Source organism: Mycobacterium parmense, from assembly GCF_010730575.1.
Classification (GTDB): domain Bacteria; phylum Actinomycetota; class Actinomycetes; order Mycobacteriales; family Mycobacteriaceae; genus Mycobacterium; species Mycobacterium parmense.
Genome location: NZ_AP022614.1, coordinates 3989794 through 4009673, shown reverse-complemented (window position 1 = coordinate 4009673; position 19880 = coordinate 3989794). Strand labels below are relative to the sequence as shown.

13 protein-coding genes are annotated in these 19880 nt (G+C 68.6%); 7 read left to right on the top strand and 6 right to left on the bottom strand.

Annotated features, from left to right (window positions below; all coding sequences use genetic code 11):
* Positions 1–44 precede the first annotated feature (44 nt).
* Positions 45–1835 carry an NRAMP family divalent metal transporter gene (locus tag G6N48_RS18530; protein ID WP_085268571.1) on the top strand — a complete coding sequence of 597 codons (1791 nt, stop codon included), beginning with the start codon at positions 45–47 and terminating at the stop codon, positions 1833–1835.
* On the opposite strand, the gene G6N48_RS18525 is transcribed toward G6N48_RS18530, so the two are convergent.
* Positions 1827–2771 carry an NADP-dependent oxidoreductase gene (locus tag G6N48_RS18525; RefSeq protein WP_085268572.1) on the bottom strand — a complete coding sequence of 315 codons (945 nt, stop codon included), beginning with the start codon at positions 2769–2771 and terminating at the stop codon, positions 1827–1829. The two genes, G6N48_RS18530 and G6N48_RS18525, sit on opposite strands and share 9 nt — an antisense overlap.
* Positions 2772–2956: 185 nt before the next feature.
* On the opposite strand from G6N48_RS18525, the gene G6N48_RS18520 reads away from it, so the two are divergent.
* Complete coding sequence (locus G6N48_RS18520; RefSeq protein WP_085268573.1) at positions 2957–3574, top strand: hypothetical protein; 618 nt, start codon at positions 2957–2959, stop codon at positions 3572–3574.
* A gap of 2 nt (positions 3575–3576) precedes the next feature.
* Here G6N48_RS18520 and car read toward each other — a convergent pair whose 3' ends face one another.
* Both car and G6N48_RS18510 read right to left on the bottom strand, forming a co-directional pair.
* Positions 3577–7149: a carboxylic acid reductase gene (gene car, locus G6N48_RS18515; RefSeq protein WP_085268574.1), complete on the bottom strand. Its 3573-nt coding sequence runs from the start codon at positions 7147–7149 to the stop codon at positions 3577–3579.
* A gap of 131 nt (positions 7150–7280) precedes the next feature.
* Positions 7281–8036, bottom strand: coding sequence for a L,D-transpeptidase (locus G6N48_RS18510; protein ID WP_085268575.1), 756 nt, complete (start codon positions 8034–8036; stop codon positions 7281–7283).
* Between the two features lie 425 nt (positions 8037–8461).
* On the opposite strand from G6N48_RS18510, the gene G6N48_RS18505 reads away from it, so the two are divergent.
* Complete coding sequence (locus G6N48_RS18505; protein ID WP_085268676.1) at positions 8462–9394, top strand: LysR family transcriptional regulator; 933 nt, start codon at positions 8462–8464, stop codon at positions 9392–9394.
* Here the strand turns inward: G6N48_RS18505 and oxc are convergent.
* Entirely contained in the window at positions 9378–11138 is a 1761-nt protein-coding gene (oxc, locus tag G6N48_RS18500) for an oxalyl-CoA decarboxylase (RefSeq protein ID WP_085268576.1), read from the bottom strand. The genes G6N48_RS18505 and oxc overlap by 17 nt on opposite strands.
* 283 nt (positions 11139–11421) lie before the next feature.
* On the opposite strand from oxc, the gene G6N48_RS18495 reads away from it, so the two are divergent.
* On the top strand, positions 11422–13008 hold the full coding sequence (locus G6N48_RS18495) for a FadD7 family fatty acid--CoA ligase (protein ID WP_085268577.1): 1587 nt from the start codon (positions 11422–11424) through the stop codon (positions 13006–13008).
* Between the two features lie 12 nt (positions 13009–13020).
* Here G6N48_RS18495 and G6N48_RS18490 read toward each other — a convergent pair whose 3' ends face one another.
* A complete protein-coding gene (locus tag G6N48_RS18490) occupies positions 13021–15174 on the bottom strand; it encodes an elongation factor G-like protein EF-G2 (RefSeq protein ID WP_085268578.1) in 2154 nt (717 codons plus the stop codon).
* A 167-nt stretch (positions 15175–15341) separates the two neighbouring features.
* Here G6N48_RS18490 and G6N48_RS18485 point away from each other — a divergent pair, with 167 nt between their 5' ends.
* A complete protein-coding gene (locus tag G6N48_RS18485) occupies positions 15342–16223 on the top strand; it encodes an HpcH/HpaI aldolase/citrate lyase family protein (protein ID WP_085268579.1) in 882 nt (293 codons plus the stop codon).
* A gap of 33 nt (positions 16224–16256) precedes the next feature.
* Here the strand turns inward: G6N48_RS18485 and G6N48_RS18480 are convergent, their stop codons facing one another.
* Complete coding sequence (locus G6N48_RS18480) at positions 16257–16667, bottom strand: TIGR03668 family PPOX class F420-dependent oxidoreductase (RefSeq protein ID WP_085268580.1); 411 nt, start codon at positions 16665–16667, stop codon at positions 16257–16259.
* 194 nt (positions 16668–16861) lie between these two features.
* Here G6N48_RS18480 and G6N48_RS18475 point away from each other — a divergent pair, with 194 nt between their 5' ends.
* Entirely contained in the window at positions 16862–17944 is a 1083-nt protein-coding gene (locus tag G6N48_RS18475; RefSeq protein ID WP_085268581.1) for a S1C family serine protease, read from the top strand.
* A 121-nt stretch (positions 17945–18065) separates the two neighbouring features.
* Complete coding sequence (gene treS / locus G6N48_RS18470; RefSeq protein WP_085268677.1) at positions 18066–19838, top strand: maltose alpha-D-glucosyltransferase; 1773 nt, start codon at positions 18066–18068, stop codon at positions 19836–19838.
* The last annotated feature ends 42 nt before the right edge of the window (positions 19839–19880 follow it).

The window sequence follows — 19880 nt, the reverse complement described above, 5'->3', positions numbered from 1 at the left end:
CCACTTGGCCCGAGCCCGAACGTGTTCACGATAGCGAGGATCCGATGACTTCGATCCCGACCCGCGTCGGCCGCCGCATCTCCCTGTTCGGCCGCATCGCACCAGCCGACCCGGATGTGGACGCCGGGCCGAACGTGCTGGATTCTGCTCACGTCGGTGACATCGTCGGCGCGTTCGGACGTATCCGTCGCGACGAATCGGACGCCTTCAGCGGCCGCTGGCGTCACCTGCGGACCCTGCTGGTCATCACCGGCCCCGGACTCATCGTCATGGTGGGCGACAACGACGCCGGCGGAGTCGCGACGTACGCCCAGGCGGGCCAGAACTACGGGATGGGCCTCTTGTGGACCCTGGTTCTGCTGATTCCGGTGCTGTACGTGAATCAGGAAATGGTGTTGCGGCTCGGCGCGGTGGCCCGGGTGGGGCACGCGCGCTTGATCTTCGAGCGGTTCGGCAGGTTCTGGGGCGCATTCAGCGTCGGGGATCTGTTGATCCTGAACGCCTTGACGATCGTCACAGAATTCATCGGCGTATCGCTGGCCTTGGGTTTTCTGGGCTGCCCGAAAATCGTCGCGATCCCGGCGGCGGCGGTGTTGCTCTTCGCCGTGGTGGCCGGGGGGTCGTTTCGGCGCTGGGAGCGGTTGATGTTCGCGCTGATCGCGGTGAACCTCGTGATAATCCCGATGGTGCTGCTGGCGCATCCCTCCCCGAAAGCGTCTGTCGCCGGGCTGATCCCGCAATTCCCCGGTGGGCTCGACTCCACCGTGCTGCTGTTGGTCGTCGCGATCGTCGGGACCACGGTGGCGCCATGGCAGTTGTTCTTTCAGCAATCCAACGTGGTCGACAAGCGCATCACCGCGCGATGGATCCCCTACGGCCGGGCCGACCTGGTCGTCGGAATCGTTGTGGTCATGACGGGTGCCACGGCGCTGATGGCGGTGACCGCATTCGGACTGGGCGGTAGTCCCGACGCCGGCAACTTCACCGATGCCGGCGCGGTGGCGTCGGATCTGTCCAGGCACCTGGGCGGGACGGCCGGTGTGCTGTTCGCCATCATCCTGTTGGACGCATCGCTGATCGGCGCCAACGCCGTCGGGCTGGCCACCACCTATGCCGTCGGGGATGCCATAGGGAGACGGCATTCGCTGCACTGGAAGATCAGCGAGGCCCCATCGTTCTACGGCGGTTATGCGTTGCTGCTCGCGGGTTCGGCCGCGATCGCCTTCAGCCCGGACTATGTCCTGGGCCTGGTGACCCAGGGCGTCCAGGCGCTCGCCGGTGTGCTGTTGCCTTCGGCCACCGTCTTTTTGGTCCTGCTCTGCAACGACCGCGCGGTGCTGGGCCCGTGGGTTAATTCCGTGCGGCAGAACATCGTTGCGTGGACCATCATCTGGTGCCTGGTGCTGCTGTCGTTGGCACTGACGGCGACCACCTTCTTTCCGGGCCTCTCGACGTTCACGATCGAGGCCGGTTTGGCGGCCGGCGCGGTGGTCGGCGTGGTCGGCGGCGCCGCGGTCATCGTTGCCGGCCGCAGACATCGGCAACGGCGGGACGCGGCGGCCATCGTGCTGACGCTCGGGGGTGGTCTGAACCCGGATGAAATCGATGCACTCGACGACGCGGCGCTGCTCACGCGCGCCGAGCGCCGGGCCGTGCGTCGAGCGGACCGGGCCGGCTGGCAGACACCGAACTTCGCCCTGCTCGACCGCCCGGCCATGTCGCCGATGCGTCGTGCAGGCCTGTTCACCCTGCGGGGTTATCTGGTGGTGGCCGTCATCTTCGTCATCGTCAAGATCGTGCAGGCCGGCATCGTGGCCCCGGCCGGCTCATTCTGAAACGCCGGGCAGCAGAACGATTTTGCCGTGGGTGTGCCGCTGTTCGAGCACCTCGAACGCGTCGGCGACCCGGTCCAGCGGGAAGGTCGCGGCGATGTCGAGGTCGATGGCGCCGCGGGCGATCAGGTCAGCCAGCTCTGCGAGCACCTCCGGTGTCGACGCGTCCATGCTGCCCTCGGTCTTCGCGCCCACCTCGGCCGCCTTCTGGAACGAGATGATCGTCTCGATCCGTTCGGGCGCCACGCCGAGGTCGACTGCGAGTTCGATGTACTCCGGGCCGAAGAGGTCGATGAACGCGTCGATGCCGCCGGGGGCCGCCTGCCGAAGTCGTTCGGCCAACCCGTCGCCCCGGGTGATCGGGATGACACCGTGGTCGCGCAGCCAGTCGGCGTTGTCCTGCCCGGCGATCCCCAGCACCACGGCCTTGCGCAGCACCAGCAGTTGCACCACCAGGCTGCCGACACCGCCCGCGGCGGCCGAGACGGCGACGGTCTCACCCGGTTGCGGGTCGACCGCCCGGACGGCCGCGTAGGCCGTCACGCCCGCGACGTATAGTGAACCTGCTGCCTCCCAACTCAATTGGGGAGGCTTGCGGATCAGCTGGCCCACTGGGACGGCGACGTGGGTGGCGTGGCTGGAGCGGCGCAGACTGAAACCGAGCACCTCGTCGCCGACGGAGAATTCCGTGACGCCCGACCCCACCGCGGTGACGACGCCGGCGAGATCACTGCCCTGGCCGGAGGGGAACGTGGCCGGGAACATGTCGTGCATCGCCCCGCTGCGGATCGCGGCCTCGCCGGGGTTGATCCCCGCGGCGCGCACCTCGACCACCACCTCGCCGGGCCCCGGCGCCGGCATCTCGACATCCGCGACGTACAGGACGTCGCGGTCTCCGTACCGGTCGAACCGCACTGCCCGCGCCGCCGCAACCGTCATATCCGTCTCCTCATCCCGCGCCCGATCCGCTGTGTCCCGCCGGCCGGTACCCGTCAGCATAGGAGCAAACTCACAACGCCCGTCGGCGTGTGCGCGTATGTTCTAGAGGCGCCGTCCGGTCGCGCCGGTGACGCGGCGGCTTTCGCGTCGCTGTGAAGACTCATGCAGGTCGGGGAAGGAATGCCATGGAAGCTTCTCGGATGACTCTTGCCGGCTGCACGGTCGTCGCTGTCGCGGTTGCCACCGCGATCACCGGTTGCGGCGGCAACAAGGACGCCTCGACGTCGACGCCGGCGACATCCTCGGTTTCGGTGTCGTCATCGACGAGCGCGGTGGCCAGTCCGCCGCCGGGACAGCCCATGGACTACAGCGCCCTGCTCATCAAGCCGAGTGACATCGGTGGCGATTTCACCGCGCCCCAGCCGCCGGTGCTGAACCCGAACAACGCGGCCGGTGTCGCCCAGCTCTTCGCGAACGCCGACAACAGCCGCCGCATCGGCGACACGATTCTGATCCTCGCCGACCCGGCGACCGCGGCGGCCGGACTCGACAACACGAAGACCAACTACGCGGGCAAGGTCAGCGGGACCTGGCAGCCCGTCGACATCGGCTCCAACGGATCGATCATCTCCGGCAAGTCGCCCGACAACTCCACGGCCGTCACGGTGGTGCTGTTCGGGGAGGGCAAGGCGTTGGTCAACCTCGAGTTCGACAGCGCACCAAACGATCCCGTCGATTCGAGCGTCGCGACCGACGTCGCGCGCAAGCAGGACGCCGCCATCAAGAGCGGCATGCCGAGCTGACCCTAGACCAGGCCCAGCAACCGCAGATCCGACACGTATTTCTCGATCAAAGCCGCCGACAGATGCGGAATGTCCTTGTCCGCACCGATTTTGGCTTCCCGCACCGCGTTGCGGAAGACATCCGTCGGTGCGGGCGCCCCGCGCAGCGGCTTCTCGGGGTGCCGGTAGGCGTCGAGCAACGGCAGCGCGGACTGCTGGCGCTGCTTGTCCGGTAGCGCCCGCAGCGCGGTTTCGAAGCGACCGAACCATTCGGCGTGGTCCTCGATGCGCCGGATCTGGTGACCGGCGGCCACCAGCCAGTCGACGAACACGTCCAGGGAGATGCCGTCGTCGTGCGGGTTCATCACGTCGAACGACCGAAAGTCTCCCGCCTCGCCCGAGCCTGACGCGATCCGCTCGCCCAGCGCGGTGACCGACTCGGCGACGAAATCGGCGGGCAGGCCGTCGTAGTGAGCGACCGCCCGGCCACCGCGCACATCGGCCTCATAGAACGAGGACGGGGCGATTCCGGTGACCAACAGGCTGAATATCAAGCGGGTGAACGCATCCGGCACGTTGAGCTGTCCCGCGAACTCACTGTGGGCCAGGATCATGTCGGACCGGAAAACGGCCACCGGCAGGCCGCACAGGTCGTGCGCCTCCCGCAGCAGGACCTCGCCGGCCCACTTGCTGTTCGCGTATCCGTTCGCGTAACCAGCGCCGACGGGACGGACGGGGCTGACGATCCGGATGTCGCCGTCTTCGGAGAAGCTGGCCGGATCGACGGACATCGCGACTGCGACGGTCGACAGGTACGTGACCGGCTTGATGCGGGCCGTGATCGCAAGGCGGATCAGCTCGGCGGTCCCCACCACGTTGGGGCCGAACAGCTGCTCGTACGGCAGCACATGGTTGACCAGCGCGGCGGGGTGGACGATCATGTCCACCTGCGTGGCGAGGCGCTCCCAAGTCGGTTGATCCAGGCCCAGATTCGGCTCGCCGATGTCGCCGGCGATGACCTCGAGGTGGTCGTGCGCCAGCTCGCGGAATCGCTGCACCAGCGTCGGGTCGCCAGTGTGGTAGACCGCTTCCAGCCGCTGGGCCGCCGCGCCGGCGTCGGTGCCCCGCACGATGCAGACGAGTCGCCCGCCGCTCCGGGCCAGCCGCTGCAGCCACTCCAGGCACAGGAACCGGCCGAGGTAACCGTTGGCCCCCGTCAGCAGCACCGTGCGCGGTGTGCCGGTGACCCGCGGCAGGGCTGAAGCCCCGGCCAGAGTCTGCGCGTCGATGAACTTGTCCAACGTGAGGTCCGCGGCGCGGGCCTCGGTCGCGTCACGCCCGTGAACGGTCGCGAACGTCGTTCGTTGCGAACCCGACTCACGTTGTTCCTCGATGAAATGCGCGAGCTGACGCAGATTCGTGGCCGGGCCGATGATCAACCCCACCGGCACCTCGACGTCGAAGACGTCGTGCAACAGGTTCGAAAAAGTCAACGCCGACAACGAGTCGCCGCCCAGGTCGATGAAGAGCGAATCGGGTGGTGGGGGCCCGCCGGACAGGCCGAGCAGCGCTTCGGCGGCGCGAGCCAGTGTGTCGATGACGGGCCGGTCCGCCACGTGCTCACGCAGGGCGCGCAGTTCGGCCACCCGATTTTCGGCCAGGTCGGTGTAGAGCTGCTCGAGCCGACCGGCGTAGCGTTCCTTGAGTTTTGGCCGAAGCAGCTTGCCCACCCCGGACAGCAGGCCGTTGTCCTCGCTGAACGGCTCGGACTCCACCAGGAAGTCCGCGGGCACCTCGTAGGACTGCAGCTCGGCGAGCTTGGCCGCCTGGCGCAGGGATTCGCTCAGCGCGGCCTTCAGGGCGCCGGCGTCGTCGCCGAATTTCTCCATGGCCTCGACCGTGGGCACGATGACGGCCAGCAGGTACGGACGTTCGCTGTTGCCGTAGACGAAGATCTGCCGGATCAGGGCGGCGCTGGCGAACACGGCCTCCAGGCGAGCCACGGCGACGAATTCGCCCTGCGCCAACTTCAGCACGTTGTTGCGCCGGTCGACGTAGGCGAGCCGGCCCGGTTCGAGCTCGGCCATCACGTCGCCGGTCCGGTAATAGCCGTCGGGATCGAAGGCATCGGCGGTGACGTCGGGGCGCTTGAAGTACCCCGGGGTGGCGGTCAGCGACTTGACCAGCAGTTCGCCACGTGGATGGGGCTTGTCGGTGCGGAAGTAACCCAATTCGGGAACGTCGACGAGTCTGTAATCCAGGACCGGAGGCGCGGCGATCCTGCCGTCCTTGGTCACCATCCCGACCTCGGTCAGCCCGTAGCCGTCGAGAACATGGACTCCCAGGCAGGTTTCCACGAAGCCCTTCATCTCCGCCGCCAGCGGCGCCGTGCTGCTGAAGCTGGTGATCACACGTCCACCCAGCACCTGCTCACGAAGCTCGGCCTGCGCGTCGGCCTCCGGGTTGGCGGCGCCGTCGGACGCCCGCCGCTCGACGGCGCTCTGGTAGCGCTGGTAGAGCATCTCGGCAACCCGGGGCACCATGCCCATCTCGGTGGGGCGCACCAGGCTCCAGTCGTCGAACAACGTGGACAGGTCGCTTTCCGGAACGAAGTAGCTGGTGCCTCCCGCCTGGAACGACGACGACAACGGTATGCGGCCGCCGAGATGGTTGAGCGGCATGAAGTTGACGTTGAAGACGGGGACGTCGGCGAACTCGGGCAGGAGTTCGGTGGTCCAGATCTTGGCGATCATCCGCTCGGTGTACATCGCTCCCTTGGGCAGACCGGTGCTTCCCGAGGTGTAGAGGATCATGGCCAGTCGCTGGTCGGTCTCCCCGGCGTAGCCGGGCTCGGGCGGCAACTCGCGGCCCCGTTCCAGCGCTTCGCCGAAAGTCTCGATGGACACCGGCATACCCGCTGCGGCCAGCGTTGCCCGCGCCCGCTCCAGCTTCTCCCGGTGTTCGTCGATCTCCGGCTGGTAGTCGAACACCATGAGGCGTCGCACCGACGCGCTGCCAAGCGCCGCCTCGATTGCGAGATCCAGATACCCGGCGCCGGCGGCGAGCACCCGGGGCTCGACCTCGGCGATGATCGGCTGCAGCCGCGACGCTGCGGCGTTGTGCTGCAACGGGACCGCCACCAGGCCGAGATAGCCGCAGACCATGTCGACGGTCAGGTACTCGGGGCTGGAGAAGCCGACGGTTGCCACGAAGTCCCCGGGCATCACGGGATCGGCCGGGTCCCGCCGCCAGGCGGCGGCCACGGCGCGCACGTTGGCCCACAGCTCACGGTAGGTGATGGTGTCGAAGCGGTCGAGCAGCCGTGCGGTTGTCCGGCCGGTCACCGGATCGGTGTTCAGCGAGCGTGCCCGCCAGCCCAGCGCGGGGCGGTCGCCGTACCCCGCGACGAACATCTCGAGGATCTCGGGGAGCCGCAGCCCGTGGCGTCGCGCTCTTTGCTGCAGCGAGAGATCCGGCTTGGCGTTTCGGAACTGGTCGTCGTCGGACTCCAACCGGGCGATGCGGTCGGCCACCCGGTCGCGGGCGCCAGCGCCCGAAGCGGCGAGTGCCTCGACGGTCGGTCCTCCACCGGTCATGGCCAGCCTCCCCGCTCAGATGGTTCTGCTTGGCCAAACCCCCCACGCGGCGGGAGTCTTCCACGCGCGCAGTGTGACCGTCACCACACCGATCGGTGCACCGGCTCGCCGACCGGTGATCGCGAGGCCCGTCAGGCCACGACTTCGATGGGATCGCCGACGTTCACCTGGTTGAAGTACCAGGCGGCGTTGTCCGGGCTCAGGTTGATGCATCCGTGACTGACGTTGGTGTGGCCCTGATCGTCGACCGACCAGGGTGCGGAGTGCACGTAGACACCGCTCCAGGTGACGCGGACGGCATACTGTGCGGTGATCTTGTATCCCTCCGGGGAACTCAGCGGGATGCCGATGGTCCGCGAATCCATCACCACGGAGCGCTGCTTTTCCAAGGCGGTGAAGTTGCCGATGGGCGTGGGACGGGTGGGCTTGCCCATCGACGCCGGCATGGTGCGCAGCACCTCGCCGTTTCGGCTGACGGTGAAGGTGTGCTCGGACAGGCTGGCGACACCGAGCAGCGCGTCACCGGTGTCGAATCCCGTCGACAGGGCCGCAACACCGACCGAGACGTGAGTATGTGCCGGCCAGTAGTGCTCGGGGACCCATTGCACGACGTTGTCGGCGAGCCACTCGAAATGTCCGGCCGTATGAGCCGGCGAAGTGACGTGGATCGACCGCTCGACGGCCGCACGGTCGCCCACCGGAGCCGTGAAGGTCACGACGACGGGGTGCGCCACGCCGACCAGCGCGCCGTCGGCGGGCAAAACCGAGGCCACCGCGGGAACGGATTGCGGCACCGGGACCGCGGCGACGGCCGGGGTGCCGCTCCCGACGGCGCCGAAAGCCATGATCGCCACCATAACGAATAGATAACGAACCGCTCGACGCATGGCGCCCGCCCTCCGAGATGGTGCAATCAACACAACGATATTCTACTTAATGTCAGCGCATTGCCGTTTGCAGCAAACGAATACGACTTTATCCGCCTATACGGTAACGGTCGTGTCGCCCGTCGGGTTCAGTTTCGTAACGGGCGCATTTCCAGGTTTCTCGGCGGCGAAGTGCCCTCCGCGACATCGGCGTTGAAGCCCCGGGAGCGAATCAGTGGGTGCCCCAACATCCTTGGCGAACCCTCGGCGAACCCTTGGCGAAACCCTTCGCGAACCGCTTGGTGACGCATCCGACGGCGCCTGACCGGTTGGCAGTCCGGGACCGCGATCACGGTCCGCCGCCGCGCCGGTCCCCGTATTGGCCGGTGCACCGGGGACGCGTTAGCCTCACCGGAAGCGGTGCCCGACGGCCCGAGGAGGTGCGGGTGCTCTTCCGTCAGCTGGAGTATTTCGTTGCGGTGGCCCAGGAGCGACACTTTGCCCGGGCGGCCGAGAAATGCTACGTCTCGCAGCCGGCGTTGTCCGCCGCGATCGCCAAGCTGGAACGGGAGCTGAACGTCACGCTGATCAACCGCGGGCACAGCTTCGAGGGACTCACGCCCGAAGGCGAGCGTCTGGTGGTGTGGGCCAGGCGGATCCTGGCCGAGCACGATTCCTTCAAGTCCGAGGTGCGCGCCGTGCGCTCGGGGATCACGGGAATCCTGCGGCTGGGCACGGTTCCGACCGCGTCGACCACGGCGTCCCTGGTGCTTTCGGCGTTCTGCTCGGCCCATCCCCTGGCGAAGGTGCAGATCAATTCGCGGCTGGCGGCCACCGAACTGTACCGGCGCCTGCGGGAATTCGAGTTGGACGCCGCCATCGTGCATGCCGCGCATGAGGATGCGCACGACGTGCACCTGGTGCCGCTCTACGAGGAGCACTATGTGCTGCTTTCGCCGGCGGACATGCTGCCCTCCGGCGCGACGACGCTGGCGTGGCCCGAGGCGGCCCAGTTGCCGCTGGCGCTGCTCATCCCCGAGATGCGCGACCGCCAGATCATCGACCAGGCGTTCGCCGAGCACGGCCTCACGGTCACGCCCCAGGTGGAAACCGACTCCGTGGCTTCGCTTTTCGCTCAAGTGGCCGCGGGAAACTGGGCGTGCATCGTGCCGCACACCTGGTTGTGGACCTCGCCGCTCGGCGCGGAGGTGCGCGCGGTCCGGATGGTCGGTCCGGAGTTGAAGGCCGAGATCGCGCTGGCCACCAACGCCGCCGGGCCGGGATCACCGATCGCGCGGGCGCTCGCCGAGTCCGCGCAGGGGCTGGCGCTCAACGAGTTCTTCGACGCGCAACTGCTGGGAATCACGCACCGGCGTTGACCGCGGGCGGCGGGATGGCCGCACTGGTGGGGTTGAGGCTGGACAGGTGGCCGCTTTCCACTCCCGCACCCGGGTCGAGCTCGCAGTCGATCACCGACGGGCCGCCGGAGGCGACCGCTTCGGCCAGTGCCGCCCGCAGCTCGGACGGCGTCGTGGCGTGGTAGCCCTTGCCGCCGAATGCTTCTGCGATCAGTTCGTGCCGCGCGCGCGCGTTGAGCACGGTGGGAGCCGGGTCGAAGCGTCCTGCGGCCGACCCGGCCACCGCCTCGTCGCCCCGGTAGACGCCGCCGTTGTTGAGGATCACGACGCTCACCGGCAGCCGGTAGCGGCAGATGGTCTCGACTTCCATTCCACTGAAACCGAATGCGCTGTCGCCCTCGATGGCCACCACGGGCCGGCCGGTCTCGACGGCCGCCGCGATGGCGTAACCCATGCCGATGCCCATGACGCCCCATGTTCCGGTGTCGAGCCGGTGCCGCGGCAGTTCCATGTCGATGACGTTGCGGGCCAGATCCAGCGCGTTGGCCCCCTCGTTGACCACGTACACCTCCGGGTTCTCCTGCAACACCGACCGGATGGCGGCCAGCGCGTTGTAAAACCGCATCGGATGCGGGTTTTCGGCCAGACGCGCACGCATCTTGGCCTCGTTGCGGGCCCTGCGCTCGGACAGCTCGGCGACCCAGTACGCCGGCACGGCGATGGGGTGAGCGGCCAGGCGGCCCGAAAGCGCGGACATCGCCGAGCCGATATCGGCGACCAGCGGCGCGACGATCGGCTGGTTGCTGTCCATCTCCGACGCCGCGATGTCGACCTGCACGAATTTGGCGTCCTCAGCCCACTGCGGGGAGTCCCCGTGTCCCAGAAGCCAATTCAGGCGGGCGCCGACAAGCAGCACCGCGTCGGCGCGGGCGACCGCCAGCGAGCGGGCCGCTGCGGCGCACTGCGGGTGGGAGTCCGGCAGCAGCCCCTTGGCCATGGACGTCGGCAGGAAGGGAATGCCGCTGTCTTCCACGAACTTGCGGATCGCGTCGTCGGCCCGCGCGTAGGCCGCTCCCTTTCCCAGCACGATCAGCGGTCGCCTGGCCCGCCCCAGCACCTCCAGGGCGCGCTCGACCGCCTCCGGCGCCGGCAGCTGCCGGGGAGCGGGGTCGACGACGCGCCACACGGTGTCCGCCGCGGCGGCGGCGTCCATGGCCTGGCCGAGGACATCGCCGGGGATGTCGAGGTAGACCCCGCCGGGACGCCCGGAGACTGCGGTGCGAACCGCGCGCGCGATGCCGCGCCCGATGTCCTCGATCCGGCTGATCCGGTACGCCGCCTTGGCGAGCGGCCGTGCCACGTTGAGCTGGTCGAGCTCGCCGTAGTCGCCGCGCTGCAGGTCGACCATCGCCCGGTTGCTGGAGCCCGACACCAGGATCATCGGGAAGCAGTTGGTGGTGGCGTTCGCCAGCGCCGCCAGGCCGTTGAGAAAGCCGGGTGCCGAGACCGTCAGGCACACACCGGGCCGCCCGGTGAGGAACCCCGCGGCCGCGGCGGCGTTGCCGGCCGAGGTCTCCTGCCGAAAGCCGATGTAGCGGATGCCGGAGGCCTGCGCGACGCGGGCGAGGTCGGTGATCGGGATGCCGACGACGCCGTAGATCGTTTCGACGTCGTTGGCCTTGAGCGCGTCGACCACCAGGTGAAAGCCGTCGGTCAGCCGCGTCGATTCCGGCGCTTGGCCGGGCGATGCCGAGATGGTGGTCATGGTGGCGACTCCTCGTGTCGGTCGGTGGTGCCGTGCGGCCGTCTGTGCGTCGCCTCCTACTGTGGTCCCGAGGCCGCGCGGGTGTCCAAGACCGGCCCGCTATTCAGCGATACACGCTATCTATCGAAGCGCGGGCGGGCGGCTCGATAGAAGTCGATTATCGGTCGTGAGGGTATCGGTATTGGACGTCCGCGAGGCCCGCGCGGCAGGCTACGAGCAGACGGTCCGACAGGGCTTTCGACATCTTTCGACAAGGCGACAAGGCACGGAAGGGAGCGCGGCGATGAGCGCGGACTCGATCACCAGCGGCGAGGTTGTGGGATTGGCGGGCGCACGCGTCGCCGATCTGGTCGAGGCGGCGGCCGACCGGACCCCGGAGGCGCCGGCGCTCGTCGTCACCCCCGAGCGGGTGCCCGTCAGCTACCGCGACGTCATGCGGCTGATCGACGACCTGGCCGGCCAGCTGACCCGCGGCGGCCTGCGGCCGGGCGATCGGGTCGCGCTTCGGGCCGGCAGCAACGCCGAATTCGTCGTCGGCCTGCTGGCGGCGTCGCGGGCGGACCTCGTCGCGGTCCCGCTGGACCCGGCGCTGCCCGTCCGCGAGCAGCGGGCCCGCAGCGAGGCGGCGGGCGCCCGGGTGATCCTCGTCGACGGCGCCGCGGCCGGCGACAGCGACGAACCGGACTTGTGCTGGTGGCCTCTGGCGGTGACCGTCAACCGCGACCGCAGCGACCTGGCGGTCCACCTGGACGCCGCGACGGCACCGCGGGAGGACGTCGCGTCGCCGCAGGGGCTGCGCGGCGACGACGCCATGATCATGTTCACCGGCGGGACCACGGGCGTGCCGAAGATGGTCCCGTGGACCCGCGACAACATCATCGGTTCGGTGCGGGCCATCGTCGCGGGATACGGAATGGGTCCAAGCGACGCGACGGTCGCGGTGATGCCGCTGTACCACGGGCACGGGCTGCTGGCCGCGCTGCTGGCGACGCTCGCCTCCGGCGGCACCGTGCTGCTGCCCGCTCGCGGGAAGTTCTCGGCGCACACCTTCTGGGACGACATCGCCGCGGTCGGGGCCACCTGGTACACCGCGGTGCCCACGATCCACCAGATCCTGTTGGAGCGGGCCAGGGCCGAGCACCCGGCCGGCGAGCCGGCCGCGCTGCGCTTCATCCGCAGTTGCAGCGCCCCGCTCACCGTCGAAACCGCAGGGGCACTGCAGGAGACGTTCGGTGCGCCGGTGGTCTGCGCCTTCGGCATGACCGAGGCCACCCACCAGGTGGCGACGACTGCTGCCGACCAGAAGGAGAACCCCGCCGCCACGCCCGGTCTGGTCGGCCGCTCCACCGGACCCGAGATCCGCATCGCCGGACCCGACGGCCAGGCCCTGCCGGCCGACACCGTCGGCGAGGTCTGGCTGCGCGGTCCCACCGTGGTGCGCGGCTACCTCGGCGACCCGAAGATCACCGCCGCCAACTTCACCGACGGGTGGCTACGCACCGGCGACCTCGGGTCGTTGTCGGTGTCGGGCGAACTCCGCATCCGGGGCCGGATCAAGGAACTCATCAACCGCGGCGGGGAGAAGATCTCGCCCGAGCACGTCGAGAGCGTCCTGGCCAGCCATCCGGACGTTCTCGAGGTGGCCGTGTTCGGCGTGGCGGACGCGCTGTACGGGGAGACGGTCGCCGCGGTGATCGTGCCGCGGGGATCGGCCACTCCGACCGCAGAGGAGTTCACGCAGTTCTGCGGTGGGCGGCTGGCTCCCTTCGAGGTGCCATCCTCCTTCCAGCTGGCGACCGAGTTGCCGCACACCGCGAAGGGGTCGTTGGACCGGCGCGCGGTGGCCAGGCAGTTCGGTGGCGCGGGTTAGCGCAAGCCCTTCTCAGACCGCGGTTTTCACCCGGGCGGCCGCGGACTCCGGCATGGGCTCGTAGCGGGCGAACGCGCGGGTGAACGAGGCGGCGCCGTGCGCCAGCGAGCGCAGGTCGATCGCGTAGCGGCTCAGCTCGACCTGCGGAACTTCGGCTTTGACCACCGTGCGCTCGTTGGCCACCGTGTCGGTGCCCAGCACTCGCCCGCGCCGGCCGGACAGGTCGCCCATCACCGCGCCGACGAAGTCGTCGGGCACCAGCACCGAGATCTCGTCGATGGGTTCGAGCAGCGTCACCTTGGTCGCCGCCGCCGCCTCGCGCAACGCCAGTGCGCCCGCCATCTGAAACGCGAAGTCCGACGAGTCCACGCTGTGGGCCTTGCCGTCGAGCAGTGTGACCCGGATGTCGACCATCGGGTACCCGGCCAGCACGCCCTTGTCCATCTGCGCGCGCACGCCCTTCTCCACGCTGGGGATGAACTGTCGTGGCACCGCCCCGCCCACCACCTTGTCGACGAACTCGAATCCGGAGCCCTCCGGCAGCGGCTCCACCTCGATGTCGCAGACCGCGTACTGGCCGTGCCCGCCGGACTGCTTGACGTGGCGCCCGTGACCTTTCGCCTTGCCGCCGAGCGTTTCTCGCAGCGGCACGCGAAGCTCGACCGTGTCGACGGTGACGCCGTAGCGGTTCGCCAGCGCGTCCAGGACGACGCCGGCGTGGGCCTCGCCCATGCACCAGAGCACGATCTGGTGGGTCTCGGAGTTCTGCTCGATCCGCAGCGTCGGGTCCTCGGCGGCCAGGCGCCCCAGCCCCACCGACAGCTTGTCCTCGTCAGTCTTGGCGCGCGCCTGGATGGCCACCGGCAGCAGCGGCTCGGGCATGGTCCAGGGTCTCAGGACGAGCGGCTCCGCCTTGTCCGAGAGGGTGTCGCCCGTCTCGGCGCGGCTGAGCTTTCCGATCGCGCAGATGTCGCCTGCCACGACGCTCTGGGCGGGGCGCTGCAGCTTGCCCAGCGGGAACGACAGCACCCCGATGCGCTCGTCCTCGTCGTGGTCGGGGTGTGCGTTGCCGTGCGATCTGGCGCCATTCGCCTCCCCGAAGAACGACGCAAAATGGCCCGACACGTGAACCGTCGTGTCGGGCCCGATTGCGCCGGAGAAGACCCGGACCAGGCTGACCCTGCCGACATAGGGGTCCGACGTCGTCTTCACCACCTCCGCGAGCAACGGCGCGCCCATGTCGCACGTCAGCGTCGCGTGCGGCGCGCCTTGCGGCGTGAACACCTCCGGCAGCGGGTGTTCCATCGGCGAGGGGAAGCCGCGGGTGGCGACCTCCAGCAACTCCAGGGTCCCCACGCCGGTGCCGCTGCAGACGGGGATCACCGGAAAGAACGACCCCCGGGCGACGGCCTTCTCCAGGTCGGCGATGAGCACCGACTCGTCGATCGACTCGCCGCCGAGGTAGCGCTCCATCAGCGACTCGTCTTCGGATTCCTCGATGATTCCCTCGATCAGGCTGCCCCGCGCGTCCTCGATGAGCGCGGCGTCGGACTCGGCCGGCGGGTGGGTGCTGCGGTTGCCGTCGACGTAGCGGTATCGGGTCTGTGACAGCAGTCCGATGAGGCCATCACCGGTGGGCAGGTAGAGCGGTAAAACCTTGTCCCCGAACGCATGCTGCGCCGCAGCCAACGCATCTGCGTAGCTGGCGCGGGCATGGTCGAGCTTGGTGATCACCACCGCCCGCGGCATGCCGACTTGGCTGCATTCCTGCCACAGGGACTTGGTCGGCTCATCCACGCCCTCGTTGGCCGCGATCACGAACAGCGCGCAGTCCGCGGCGCGCAGCCCGGCCCGCAGCTCGCCCACGAAGTCGGCGTAGCCGGGTGTGTCGACCAGGTTGACCTTGACGCCGTCGTGCCGCAGTGACGCCACGGCCACCCCCACGGAGCGCTGCTGGCGTACCTCGGCGTCGTCGTAGTCGGAAACGGTGGTGCCGTCGGCGACCGAACCCGGTCTGGTCAGCACTCCGGCGGCCACCAGCAGCGCCTCGACGAGAGTGGTCTTGCCGCCGCCCGACGGCCCCACCAAAACCACGTTGCGAATATCGCCGGGGCCACTTGCGGTCGGTGCGGCTGCTCCCTGGGAAGTATTGGTCCTGTCCGCCATGACTTTCCTCCATGTTCCCAGGTCGCGACGTTGCGTATACCTACCTAGCCACCCTTCACCCAAGTTCCGTCGACCACAAGATCTGCGGGTTGCTCATCTACGCAGGCTGCCTATGCTCAACACGCTCGGGTTCCCACCGGGCCCGAACACAGAAAGCGAAAGGCCTCATGGCACCGAAACCGCGCCCGCGCCGTTCGGCCCTCTACCTGCCCGGCAACAAGCCCCGGGCGCTGGACAAGGCGCAAAACCTGCCGGCGGACGTCTTGATCTTCGACCTCGAGGACGCCGTCGGGCCCGACGCCAAAGCCGAATCGAGGGCGCAGGTGTGCGATGCGGTGTCGTCGGGACGCTACGGGCCGCGCGAGGTCGTGGTGCGCGTCAACGGGCTGGGCACCGACTGGCACCACGACGACCTTGCCGCCGCGGCGCGCTCGGGCGCCGACGGCGTGCTGGTGCCGAAGGTGGAGAGAGGCGAGCAGGTCACGGCGCTGACAGCGGCGCTCGGCGAACTCGGCGGACCGGATTCGCTACAGCTGTGGGTGATGATCGAGACCCCCCGCGCGATCCTGCGAATCGAGGAAATCGCCTCCGCCAGTGATCGGTTGGCCGTTTTGGTGGTCGGCACCAACGACCTGGTCAACGATCTGCACGCGCTGCACGTGCCGGGCCGCGCGACGGCCGTACCCGCGTTGGCGCTGGCGGTGCTGGGTGCGAGGGCGGCGGGGAAGGTGGTGCTCGACGGGGTGTTCAACAACATCTCCGACGACGCGGGTTTCCGGGCCGAGGCCCGGCAGGGCCGCGAGATGGGCTTCGACGGCAAGACGTTGATCCACCCGTCCCAGATCGGCCCCGCCAACGAGGAGTTCGGTCCCTCCGAGGCCGAGCTGGCCGATGCCCGCAAGATCGTCTCGGCTTACCGGGAGGCGCGTGCGGCGGGAAAGAGCGTCATCACCGTCGACGGTCGCATGGTCGAGAACCTGCACGTGCGCGAGGCGCAGCGAATCCTTGCCCTCGCCGATCTCATCGCGGAACTGCCCTCCGTGTCCTGATTGCGTTGCGGCGCAGCCGCGGACGCGGCGCGATCAGAAGTGCCAGCCGGACCAGCGCTGCACCGCGATGGCGATCACCGGCCCGTCCAGCGAAACGTACTGGTATTGAGGGTATTTCGCGCGCAGCAGCCGATACCCCGCAGCCACGGCCGCGCCGTCGGAGTGGACGGTGGCCTCGCCGTCGGCGCGGACCCACCACAAGCCGGCCCAGTCGTCGTCGTAGTGGTCGACGAGCAGGCTCACCCGGGGGTTGCCCGCGATGTTGGCCAACCGGCGCAGGCGCCGGCCCGTCTTCGGTTTCGCGTCGACGGCGGTGTACACCATGTCACCGTCCGCGACCGCGAACACGACCGGCACCAGGTGTGGGGCGCCGTCGGGCGAAACGGTGGCCAACCGGGCCACCGGGGACTGCGCAAAGCTGGCCTTGGCGTCGAATCCGCCCATCGCTGACAGCTTAGGGCCGCCTTGCGGAGGCCGATCCGGTGCGCCGACTTTGTGGCCCGGTCCAGGGTATTCGCTCAAAACCTGGCACTGCCCTGAATAGCTGTCTGCATTACGGTTATATGGATATTCTCGCGCCCCCCAGAACCGGAGGCCGGGGAGGCGCCAATTATTACCGCACTCAGGAAGGTGACGGGATGAGCAAATTGCACCACCGCTCAGTCGGGTGGTCATGGTTGGTCAGTGTGCTGGCCGTGGTCGGGGTGGGCCTGGGTCTGGGCTTGGGTGTGGGTTGCGTGCCTGCCTTCGCGTCGCCGTCCAACACGGCGCTCGATCGTTACACCGACCGTCCGCAGGCCCCGCTCGACCCGTCGGCGCTGGTCGGCCAGGTCGGACCCCAGGTGGTCAACATCAACACCAAGTTCGGCTACAACAACGCCGTGGGGGCCGGTACGGGCATCGTCATCGACCCCAACGGCGTCGTGCTGACCAACAACCACGTGATCGCCGGGGCGACCGACATCAGCGCCTTCGACGTCGGCAACGGCCAGACCTACGCGGTCGACGTGATCGGCTACGACCACACCGCGGACGTCGCCGTCCTGCAGCTTCGCGGCGCGGCGGGCCTGCCGACCGCCGCGATCGGGGGCGGGGTCTCGATCGGCGAACCCGTCGTGGCGCTCGGCAACGCCGGCGGTCAGGGCGGCACACCCAGCGCGGTGGCCGGCAAGGTCGTCGCGCTGAACCAGACGGTCTCGGCGACCGACACCCTGACCGGTGCCGACGAGAACCTGGGAGGCCTGATCCAGGCCGACGCCCCGATCAAGCCCGGTGACTCGGGCGGCCCGATGGTGAACAACGCCGGGCAGGTGATCGGCATGAACACCGCCGCCACCGACAGCTACAAGATGTCGGGCGGGCAGGGCTTCGCCATCCCGATCGGCAACGCGATGGGCGTAGCCGGCCAGATCCGGTCGGGTGCCGGGTCGCGCACCGTGCACGTCGGCCCCACCGCATTCATCGGGTTGGGTGTCACGGATCACGGTGGCAACGGCGCCCGGGTCGAGCGGGTGGTCACCAGCGGTCCAGGTGCGGCGGCCGGGATTTCCCCCGGTGACGTCATCACCGCGGTCGACAACGTCCCGATCAACGGCGCCACCGCGATGACCGACGTCCTCGTTCCGCACCACCCGGGCGACACCATCACCGTGACTTACCGCAGCGCCTCGGGCGCCGACCGCTCGGCCAACGTCCAGCTGGCGGACGGACCGCCGGCCTGATCCCGGCGCGAACGAACGACGCCTGGCGGCGAATCCCCTTGCCGCCAGGCGTGGCTCGTCACACTGGCGCTGAGGTGATTCTGACCGTCGCACGTCGGGTACCCGTGGCAACGTGGAATTGATGAACGACGCAAGAGACGCTGTCGAGCACCATCCCGCAGGAGGCAGTCACGTCGAGGGGGGCGTGGTCGAGCATCCCAACGCCGACGACTTCGCCAACGCCGCGGCACTGCCCGCCGACCCGACGTGGTTCAAGCACGCCGTCTTCTACGAGGTGCTGGTCCGGGCGTTCTTCGATGCCAACGCGGACGGCTCGGGTGACCTGCGCGGCCTGATGAGCCGCCTGGACTATCTGCAGTGGCTGGGTATCGACTGCATCTGGCTGCCGCCCTTCTACGACTCACCGCTTCGCGACGGCGGCTACGACATCCGGGACTTCTACAAGGTGCTGCCCGAATTCGGCACGGTCGAGGATTTCGTCGCACTGCTCAGCGCCGCCCACGAGCGGGGCATCCGCGTGATCACCGACCTGGTGATGAATCACACCTCCGAATCGCACCCCTGGTTCCAGGAATCCCGCCACGACCCCGACGGGCCGTACGGCGACTTCTACGTGTGGAGTGACACCAGCGAGAAGTACACCGACGCCCGCATCATCTTCATCGACACCGAGGAGTCGAACTGGACGTTCGACCCGGTCCGCAAGCAGTTCTACTGGCACCGGTTCTTCTCGCACCAGCCCGACCTCAACTACGACAACCCGGCCGTGCAGGAGGCGATGATCGACGTCCTGCGGTTCTGGCTGGACCTGGGCATCGACGGCTTCCGGCTGGACGCGGTGCCGTACCTGTTCGAACGCGAGGGCACCAACTGCGAGAACCTGCCGGAGACGCACGCGTTCCTCAAGCGGGTCCGCAAAGTCGTCGACGACGAGTACCCGGGCCGGGTTCTGCTCGCCGAGGCCAATCAATGGCCGGCCGACGTGGTCGAATACTTCGGCGAACCCAGCACGGGCGGCGACGAATGCCACATGGCGTTCCACTTTCCGCTGATGCCGCGCATCTTCATGGCGGTCCGGCGCGAGTCCCGCTTCCCGATCTCGGAGATCCTCGCCCAGACACCCGACATCCCCGAGATGGCTCAGTGGGGCATTTTCCTGCGCAACCACGACGAGTTGACCCTGGAGATGGTCACCGACGAAGAGCGCGACTACATGTATTCCGAGTACGCGAAAGACCCCCGGATGAAGGCGAACGTCGGCATCCGGCGCCGCCTCGCGCCGCTGCTGGACAACGACCGGAACCAGATCGTCATGTTCACCGCGCTGCTGCTGTCGCTGCCCGGTTCCCCGGTCCTGTACTACGGCGACGAGATCGGCATGGGCGACGTGATCTGGCTCGGTGACCGCGACGGCGTGCGCACGCCGATGCAGTGGACGCCCGACCGCAACGCGGGCTTCTCGAAGGCCAACCCGGGCAGGCTCTACCTGCCGCCCAGCCAGGACTCCGTGTACGGCTATCAGGCGGTCAACGTGGAGGCCCAGCGCGACACCTCCTCGTCGTTGCTGAACTTCACCCGCATGATGCTGGCGGTGCGCCGCAGGCATCGCGCCTTCGCAATCGGGACCTTCGAGGAATTGGGCGGGTCCAACCCTTCGGTGCTGGCGTTCGTGCGCGAGGCCGCGGATGATGGCGACACTGTGCTGTGTATCAACAACCTGTCGCGATTCCCTCAGCCCATCGAGCTGAATCTGCAGCACTGGAGCGGGTACACACCCGTCGAGCTGACCGGGCACGTGGAATTCCCCCGCATCGGCCACCTGCCCTACCTGCTGACCCTGCCCGGGCACGGGTTCTACTGGTTCCAGCTGTGCGGGTCGGAGGAGAACGCATGAGCTGCGCCGGTGACGACGTGAAACGGGACGATGAAGAGGAGC

Coding starts and splice junctions, on each gene's coding strand:
- G6N48_RS18530 (WP_085268571.1), top strand. CDS start 45: ATGACTTCGATCCCGACCCGCGTCGGCCGCCGCATCTCCCTGTTCGGC.
- G6N48_RS18525 (WP_085268572.1), bottom strand. CDS start 2,771: ATGACGGTTGCGGCGGCGCGGGCAGTGCGGTTCGACCGGTACGGAGAC.
- G6N48_RS18520 (WP_085268573.1), top strand. CDS start 2,957: ATGGAAGCTTCTCGGATGACTCTTGCCGGCTGCACGGTCGTCGCTGTC.
- car (WP_085268574.1), bottom strand. CDS start 7,149: ATGACCGGTGGAGGACCGACCGTCGAGGCACTCGCCGCTTCGGGCGCT.
- G6N48_RS18510 (WP_085268575.1), bottom strand. CDS start 8,036: ATGCGTCGAGCGGTTCGTTATCTATTCGTTATGGTGGCGATCATGGCT.
- oxc (WP_085268576.1), bottom strand. CDS start 11,138: ATGACCACCATCTCGGCATCGCCCGGCCAAGCGCCGGAATCGACGCGG.
- G6N48_RS18495 (WP_085268577.1), top strand. CDS start 11,422: ATGAGCGCGGACTCGATCACCAGCGGCGAGGTTGTGGGATTGGCGGGC.
- G6N48_RS18490 (WP_085268578.1), bottom strand. CDS start 15,174: ATGGCGGACAGGACCAATACTTCCCAGGGAGCAGCCGCACCGACCGCA.
- G6N48_RS18485 (WP_085268579.1), top strand. CDS start 15,342: ATGGCACCGAAACCGCGCCCGCGCCGTTCGGCCCTCTACCTGCCCGGC.
- G6N48_RS18480 (WP_085268580.1), bottom strand. CDS start 16,667: ATGGGCGGATTCGACGCCAAGGCCAGCTTTGCGCAGTCCCCGGTGGCC.
- G6N48_RS18475 (WP_085268581.1), top strand. CDS start 16,862: ATGAGCAAATTGCACCACCGCTCAGTCGGGTGGTCATGGTTGGTCAGT.
- treS (WP_085268677.1), top strand. CDS start 18,066: ATGAACGACGCAAGAGACGCTGTCGAGCACCATCCCGCAGGAGGCAGT.